Consider the following 1,001-nt stretch of genomic DNA (forward strand, 5'->3'; position numbering starts at 1 on the left):
AATTAGAGGTGGATCTGCTTCGTAGTCTTTTTCATTTAATTTTTTTTCTTTGATGATTTGGCTAGGGAATTTATCAAGATCATTTTGTGTTTTGAACATATTTGATAAATTTTCTGACATACTCATTTGATTATCAAATTGGTAATCACTTGTTTCATTCATAGTAGCTGTAAAATATAATTCCTTATTATTATTTACATACCCTTTAATTAAATAATCTCCCATTGGGTTTTTTTCGGTTTTTACAATCGTAAAGTGTTTATAATGATTTACGTTTTCATTGAAAAATAAATCGATTCGCTTTTTTTGAATATCTAAGTAATAATTGCGTTTATTTTCATGTAACATATAGAAGCCTCCAATTATAAGTGATACTATAATTATAGATGTAATTAACATTATATTTTTTTTAAACATAATTGCCTCCACAAATATTTATACAGAATGGTGAGATGCATGAAAATAACAGATGAAACAAAAAGAAAACTTTCTGCCGAAAGTTACAACGACCACAATGTGAATAGTGTAATAACTACGCCAGCGAGTAAATTTAAAGTCCTTGAAAAAAGAGAGGACACAAGAAATGGTTTAAAGGCTTATGCTTATGCACCAATTGTTAATGGAAAACCTGATACAAGTAATATTGTTATGGGTTACGCTGGTACAGACCCTCTTAGTATGAAGGATTGGAAAACAAACTTATCTCTTCCTTACCATAATAACACAGATGATTTAAAAATTGATGAACGTTATAAAGATCTAAAAAATACTACTATAACTGAAAAATACAACAAGCCAACTGACGACAATGATGTACTAAATACAATGGATACGATTGGCGAAACAATTATTAAAAAAGTAACGCATTCAAATGTTCTTAATGATATCTATACAAAAGGTGCTCCGAGCCAAATAGATGAAAGTGCAGCCTTCACCCAAGCTGTGAAAGATAAATATCCTAATAGTAAATTTCATAGTGGGGCACATAGTTTAGGAGGCTA

1 protein-coding gene and 1 pseudogene are annotated in these 1,001 nt (G+C 29.7%); one reads left to right on the forward strand and one right to left on the reverse strand.

Annotated elements, in window-relative coordinates; genetic code table 11:
- Window positions 1-417, reverse strand: a 417-nt coding sequence (locus tag HMPREF2663_RS09245) for a DUF1433 domain-containing protein (protein WP_070846297.1), incomplete at its 3' end; no start/stop codon positions are given.
- Between the two features lie 39 nt (window positions 418-456).
- Here HMPREF2663_RS09245 and HMPREF2663_RS09250 point away from each other — a divergent pair.
- Window positions 457-1,001: pseudogene (locus tag HMPREF2663_RS09250) on the forward strand (hypothetical protein); the annotation flags it as partial.

Origin of the sequence: Staphylococcus sp. HMSC077D08 (assembly GCF_001837945.1) — a bacterium.
In the GTDB taxonomy this organism is placed as follows: Bacteria; Bacillota; Bacilli; order Staphylococcales; family Staphylococcaceae; genus Staphylococcus; species Staphylococcus epidermidis.